Annotated in this window: 6 protein-coding genes; 1 reads left to right on the top strand and 5 read right to left on the bottom strand. The window is 67.2% G+C overall.

Features of this window, described 5'->3' with window-relative positions; all coding sequences use genetic code 11:
* The 4 genes from Amac_RS54205 to Amac_RS48385 all read right to left on the bottom strand — a co-directional run.
* A partial coding sequence (locus tag Amac_RS54205; protein WP_444978812.1) for a GH12 family glycosyl hydrolase domain-containing protein occupies window positions 1-864 on the bottom strand: 864 nt, incomplete at its 3' end.
* Between the two features lie 167 nt (window positions 865-1,031).
* A complete protein-coding gene (locus tag Amac_RS48395) occupies window positions 1,032-1,679 on the bottom strand; it encodes a hypothetical protein (RefSeq protein WP_155361196.1) in 648 nt (215 codons plus the stop codon).
* Between the two features lie 96 nt (window positions 1,680-1,775).
* Window positions 1,776-2,993: a glycoside hydrolase family 16 protein gene (locus Amac_RS48390; RefSeq protein ID WP_155361195.1), complete on the bottom strand. Its 1,218-nt coding sequence runs from the start codon at window positions 2,991-2,993 to the stop codon at window positions 1,776-1,778.
* Window positions 2,994-3,125: 132 nt separating this feature from the next.
* Window positions 3,126-3,890, bottom strand: coding sequence for a putative hydro-lyase (locus tag Amac_RS48385; RefSeq protein WP_155361194.1), 765 nt, complete (start codon window positions 3,888-3,890; stop codon window positions 3,126-3,128).
* Between the two features lie 73 nt (window positions 3,891-3,963).
* Here Amac_RS48385 and Amac_RS48380 point away from each other — a divergent pair, with 73 nt between their 5' ends.
* A complete protein-coding gene (locus Amac_RS48380) occupies window positions 3,964-4,326 on the top strand; it encodes an STAS domain-containing protein (RefSeq protein WP_170323035.1) in 363 nt (120 codons plus the stop codon).
* Between the two features lie 43 nt (window positions 4,327-4,369).
* On the opposite strand, the gene glmS is transcribed toward Amac_RS48380, so the two are convergent.
* Window positions 4,370-6,190, bottom strand: a complete 1,821-nt coding sequence (gene glmS / locus Amac_RS48375) for a glutamine--fructose-6-phosphate transaminase (isomerizing) (RefSeq protein ID WP_155361192.1) — start codon at window positions 6,188-6,190, stop codon at window positions 4,370-4,372.
* Window position 6,191 lies beyond the last annotated feature (1 nt).

Genomic DNA, 6,191 nt, shown 5'->3' with positions numbered 1-6,191 from the left:
GGTGTTGTCGGAGGAGGGCGACCAGGACAGGTTGGTGCTGTTGGCGGTGGTGCCCGAGGCGGTCAGGCTGCCCGGGGCGGTGGGCGGGCTGGTGTCGCCGCCACCACCCGTGGTGGTGTAGGTGAAGTTGTTCAAGGTCAGGCCCGCGCCGCCGACCCAGGGCTCGAAACCGGCCTGGACGCTGGTCAGGTACCAGTTGCGCTGCGCGTACCCGCGGTTCACCGCGTCGGTGTAGAAGGTGTTGATGTTGAAGTCCAGCGTGGTGCCGGTGGTGGTCCGGACGTAGGAGATCACGTTCCAGCCGATGTTGCCGAACCAGACCTGCCAGGTCGCGCCCGCCAGCGTGACCGTGGCCACCTGGGAGCCGGAGGGCTGGATCGGGCCCTGCCGGTTGAGCCAGATCATGACCTCGGCGCCGGTGTTCTGGCCGTTGGTCCTGGGGGTCGGGTCGAACCAGAGGTCGTAGGAGGCGTTGTAGGTGCCGCTGCTCGGGTAGGTGTAGCTCACGCTGCTGCGGATGTTGTTGAACGCCGCGTTGTTGGCCTGCATGGGCAGGCTGCTGCCGGTCGAGCAGTTGCCGTAGTGGCAGCCCGCGTAGATCGCCGGGTAGGCGGCCGGGGCGCCGTTGGTGGCGTTGTTGTGGCCTGCGGACTGGATGGTGAAGCCGCCCGCCTGGTTCACGTCGATGCACTGGGGCGTGCTGGCGCCCCAGACGTTGTTCATGACGATGAACCGGCCGGACTGGATGCTGGTCGAACCGAACGTCTCACAGATCACCGGGGCCGCGTTCGCGGGCGTCGCGACGCCGACGACCGTCCCGAGGAGCAGGACGACGGCCAGACCTATGCCTTTCAAGCGTTTCACGGGTCCTCCTGGGGGGGCGTTGGGAGCGCTCCCAGAGACGCTAGATCGGGGCAGGCCAGTCGCCTAAGGACTGTTCGCCGGGTTCCGTGTCCACCTGCTGGAACACCGCATACAAGGCTGAAAGTTACAGCTGCGTGAACCGGTCGGCGGTGTCCACGTAAAGTCGCTCAGCTCACTATCGCGGTCATCCGGTTGTCCGGGATAAGCAGGAGGACGAGCGTGCTCACCGAGATCAGTGCCAGCGCGCCAATGAAGAGGAGATCCAGGCCGCCTCCCCACTGGGTCGCCATGGCGAATCCCGGAACGGTGATGAAGCCGATCCAGAGGAACAGGACGAACGTGGTCCAGCGGGCGCGGGCGCTCCCGCGGAGCAGGCCCGCGGCCAGGCTCGCCAGGAGTGCTCCCGCGAGCAGGGTGGCGATGGCGAGGGGCGCGATCAGGAGCGTCTCCATTTCGAAGGCCTCCTGGCTGAACCGCCACCAGGCGAGCACCGCGAGGACCGCCGCGATCAGGATGAGGAGGGCCGCCGCCCGGTTGGGCGTGGAACGGCGGGAGGTCAGCAAGGGTGCGGCGGCGCAGCCGGTCAGGGCGCCGCCGATCAGTCCCAGGGGCAGGCCGAACGGGAGCACAGGGAGCGAGACGCATCCCGAGAAACCGGCTTCGTAGGCTTCCACGGGGATCGCGACGGTCCCGGACATGCGCCAGCATTGCCGTACGTACACTGACAGCTCTAGCGCGAGGATGACGCCGGGGATGGCGCAGAGCGCCGCCCCGCCGAGCGCACACGCGACGATGCGCCTAGTTTGAATACTCATAAGACCAGAATCGCCGGGGAATTTCCGGTGTCATGAGTACCCGCACTCAAGTACGGAAAGGCCGTCAGCGGGTGCTGACGGCCTTTCCGGGTTGGATCAGGCGCGGGTCCACTTCTGGTTGGCGGTGCCGGCGCAGTCCCAGAGTTGCAGGCGTGCGCCGGCGGCGGGGTTGACTTCGACGATGTCCACGCACCGGTTGGAGGCCGGGTTGATCAGGTCGCCGGCGGCGGTGAGGGTGAAGCGCTGGGCGGCGGTGCCGTTGCAGGTGTAGAGCTGGATCGGCGTGCCGTTGGCGGTTCCGGCGGCCGCGGCGTCCATGCACTTGCCCATCGCGCGGATCGTGCCGTCGCCGTTGATCGACCATTGCTGGGCGACGGTGCCGTTGCAGTCCCACATCTGCAGCCGGGCGGCGTCGACGGGGTTGGCGCTGGGAATGTCGATGCAGCGGCCGTTCAGGTTCGACTTCAGCGCGTTGCCGGTGCCGGGGTTGTCGTTGGTCCAGGCGGAGACGCGGACGTAGTCGATCAGCATCGTCTGCGGGAACGTGGTGCTGGCGTTCGGGCTGCCCGGCCAGTTGCCGCCGACCGCCACGTTCAGGATCATGAAGAACGGGTGGTCGAAGACCCACTGGTTGCCGCGGATGCCGGCGGGCGTGACGCGGAAGTACTCCGAGCCGTCCAGATACCAGATGATGAGGTTGGGCGACCAGTCGATCCGGTAGTTGTGGAAGCCGTCGGCGAGCGGCGCGCCGATCGTGCGGCTGCCGCCGACGCCGCTGCCGCCGGAGTAGCCGGGGCCGTGCACGGTGCCGTAGACGGTGTTGGGCGTGCTGCCGACGTTCTCCATGATGTCGATCTCGCCGGTGGTGGGCCAGTTATTGCCGCCGAGCGTCCAGAACGCCGGCCAGATGCCCTGGCCTCGGGGGATCTTGATGCTGGCCTCGAATCGCCCGTACGCCTGGCTGAACCGGTCGGCGGTCAGGATGCGGCCGGAGGTGTACTGGCAGGTTCCGTAGTGGCACTGGAGGTTGGACGGGTTCTCCCGGCGGGCGGTGATGGCCAGGTGGCCCTGCCCGTCGTGGGACACGTTGCGGGTGGAGTTGGTGTAGTACTGCAGCTCGTTGTTGCCCCAGCCGCCGCCACCGATGTCGAATTTCCACTTGGAGCCGTCGATGGAGGTGCCGGCGGCGCCGTTGAACTCGTCGGACCAGGTGACCGGGCCGATGGCGGCTTCGGCCGGAGTGAGGGCGACCAGGCCGCTGGTCAGGGTGAGGAGCATGGCCGCGGCCGTGAGGAGAAGCCGGGGTTTGCGCATGGAGACCTCCGGTTTGGTCCATCCGGGCACGGACCGTGGGTACTTTAGTGCTTAAATTAAGAGGATGTAACACCGTCGTCATAGACGTTGTCAATAGGAAGGTTTCCTTTTAATTCGCGCTGTTCCCCGTGATCACGGCACGATGTAGTCGCTGTCGCGGGCGTCCGTGATCGCCATGTGACCGGGCGCGTGCCCGATCGCGAATCTGACGCCGCTGGCCATCGCCGCCGCCTGGGTCGTCACGCCGCACGCCCAGAAGACCGGCACTTCACCCGGGCGTATCTCCACGGGGTCTCCGAAGTCGGGCGCCTTCAGGTCGCGAATGCCCAGTTCCTCCGGCTCGCCGACGTGGATGGGTGCGCCGTGCACCGCGGGATACCGCGACGTCACCCGTACGGCCATGGCGACCAGCGACGCCGGAATCGGGCGCATCGACACCACCAGCGGCCCTGACAGCGCGCCCGCCGGGCGGCACGGGATTCCGGTCCGGTACATCGGCACGTTCGAGCCCGCCTCCAGGTGCCGGACGGGAACACCGGCCCGCACCAGCGCGTCCTCGAACGTGAAGCTGCAGCCGAACAGGAACGGCACCAGATCGGCCCGCCAGAACGCGGTCACATCGGACAGTTCCGCCACCGGCACCCCGTCCTCGTACACGACATACCCCGGCAGATCCGTACGCAGGTCGCCACGGAAGATCGACGTCTGGACGGCGCCCTCGTCCCCCACGTCCAGAACCGGGCAGGCGCGCGGGTTACGCTGCGCGAACAGCAGCAGGTCGTACGCATACGCCCGCGGCACCACAAGGAGGTTGGCCTGCGTCCACCCAGGACACAACCCGGCGGTTGGCACCCGCAGCCCGCCCCGGAACCGGGCCCGCGCTTCGTCCGGCGTCATCGCACCTCCGCATACCTCGACATCAGCCAAAATAGCCGCCGCGTAGGCTGCTGTGTGGGGGTACTCATCGGGGGTGAGTCAGGTGCAATACTTCCGCGTGTCCACCGAACACCGTCCTCCCTTCACTGTGATCAAGGTCTGGGGAGAACTCGACATCGCGGCCGAAGCCGAGTTCAGCAAGCACGTCGAGGAGGCCGTGGAGCAGAACCCGGAGCGGCTGCTGTTCGACCTCTCGGAACTGCGTTTCATGGACAGCAGCGGCGTACGCGTGATCCTCGACGTCTACCGGCGGCTCGGCATGGGCGACCGGGTCGCGGTGTGCGGGCTCTCCGCCCGCCTGGAGCGCTCGTTCTACCTGCTCGGAATCACCGGCCGCGTGGGCGGGATGACCAAATACTCCACGCTGGACAGCGCGCTCACCGCTGTCCGCAGCTAAAAAGTCCGGTACGGCGAGTGCCGTACCGGACCGCGTAAAGGCGTTATTCGACGGTGACGCTCTTCGCGAGGTTGCGGGGTTTGTCCACGTCGCGGCCGAGGGCGACGGCGGCGTGGTAGGCGAAGAGCTGCAGCGGAATGGTCAGGAGAATCGGGTCGAGTTCGGTCTCGTTCTTGGGGACCACGATGCAGTCGTCGGCCTGGTCGGCGGTGCGGTGGCCGACCATGAGAATGCGGCCGCTGCGGGCGCGGATCTCGCCCAGCGTGGTGAGATTCTTGTCCAGGAGTTCGTCGTCGGGGACGATCGCGACGGTGGGCATTTCCGGGCCGATGAGGGCGAGCGGCCCGTGCTTGAGTTCGCTCGCGGGATACGCCTCGGCGTGCACGTAGGAGATTTCCTTGAGTTTCTGGGCGCCTTCGCGGGCGACGGGATAACCGCGCACCCGGCCGACGAACATCATTCCCGCCGCGTCCTTCGCGTAGCGCATGGCGAGTTCGCGGATGTGCTCCTCCTGGGTGAGCATTTCCTTGATCTGCTCGGGCAGGCGGCGCAGGCCGTCGCAGATCCGGCGCCCGTCGGCGGGCGACAGGTCCCTGACCCGGCCCAGGTGCAGCGCGAGCAGGGCGAACGCCGCCGAGGTGGAGGTGAACGCCTTCGTGGAGGCGACCGATACCTCAGGGCCCGCGTGCAGGTAAACGCCGCCGTCGCATTCCCGGGCTATCGCGCTGCCGACCGTGTTGACGATGCCGAGAACGCGCCCGCCCTTGCGCTTCAATTCCTGCACGGCCGCGAGCGTGTCATAGGTTTCGCCGGACTGGCTGATCGCGATGTACAGCGTGTCGGCCTCGACGACGGGGCTGCGATACCGGAATTCCGACGCGGGCTCCGCGTCGGCGGGAATTCTGGCGAGTTCCTCGATGAGTTGCGCGCCGATCTGCCCCGAGTAGTACGCGGAACCGCAGCCGATGATTTTCACGCGGCGGAATGAGCGGGATTCGCGGGCGTCCATGTTGAGGCCGCCCAGGTGCGCAATGTGGAATCGGTCGTCGATCCGGCCGCGGAGGGTGCGCCCTACTGTGTCCGGCTGCTCGGAGATCTCTTTCAGCAGGTAGTGCTCGTAACCGCCGGTGTCGTAATGGCCGGTGTCCCAGTCGACCGTGAACGGCTCCTTCGCGGTTTCCCTGGCGTCGCTGGTGAAAGTGGAGAATCCGTCGGCGCGCAGAACCGCGAGCTCACCGTCCTCCAAATGCACGACCTGACGGGTATACCTGACCAGGGCGGCGACGTCGGAGGCAGCGAACATCTCCTTCTCGCCGATGCCGAGCACGATCGGGCTGCCGTTGCGAGCCACCACGACCTCGCCGGGCCGCTCGGCGTCGATCACCGCGATTCCATACGTGCCGACGACCAGTTTCAGCGCCCGCCGCACCGCCTCTTCGAGGCTTTCGGTCTCCTTGGCCGTGCGGGCGATCAGGTGTGACAGCACCTCGGAGTCGGTTTCACTCACGAAAGTGACACCGTCGGCCTCCAGGCGCTGGCGGAGCGCGTCGGCGTTCTCGATGATCCCGTTGTGCACGATGGCGATGCGCTCGTCGGCGGACGGGTGCGGGTGCGCGTTGATATCGCTGGGCACGCCGTGGGTGGCCCAGCGGGTGTGGCCGATGCCGAGGGTGCCCTTGAATCTGGCCGGGACCGCGGCGGCGAGGTCCGCGACCCGGCCTTTTACTTTGCGTATCTTGAGCGCTTTCGCCGCGACGACCGCGACGCCCGCGGAGTCGTACCCCCGGTATTCAAGCCGCTGCAGCCCTTCGAGCAGGATCGGAGCAGCGTCCTTCGGTCCTACATAGGCCACGATTCCGCACATG

The organism is Acrocarpospora macrocephala, assembly GCF_009687865.1.
Classification (GTDB): Bacteria; Actinomycetota; Actinomycetes; order Streptosporangiales; family Streptosporangiaceae; genus Acrocarpospora; species Acrocarpospora macrocephala.
The sequence above is the reverse complement of the archived record's forward strand: the minus strand, read 5'-3'. Positions and strand labels throughout refer to the sequence as shown.

Bases quoted from the DNA above. Each gene is read 5' to 3' on its own strand.
- Amac_RS48395 (WP_155361196.1), bottom strand. From the start codon at position 1,679: ATGAGTATTCAAACTAGGCGCATCGTCGCGTGTGCGCTCGGCGGGGCG.
- Amac_RS48390 (WP_155361195.1), bottom strand. From the start codon at position 2,993: ATGCGCAAACCCCGGCTTCTCCTCACGGCCGCGGCCATGCTCCTCACC.
- Amac_RS48385 (WP_155361194.1), bottom strand. From the start codon at position 3,890: ATGACGCCGGACGAAGCGCGGGCCCGGTTCCGGGGCGGGCTGCGGGTG.
- glmS (WP_155361192.1), bottom strand. From the start codon at position 6,190: ATGTGCGGAATCGTGGCCTATGTAGGACCGAAGGACGCTGCTCCGATC.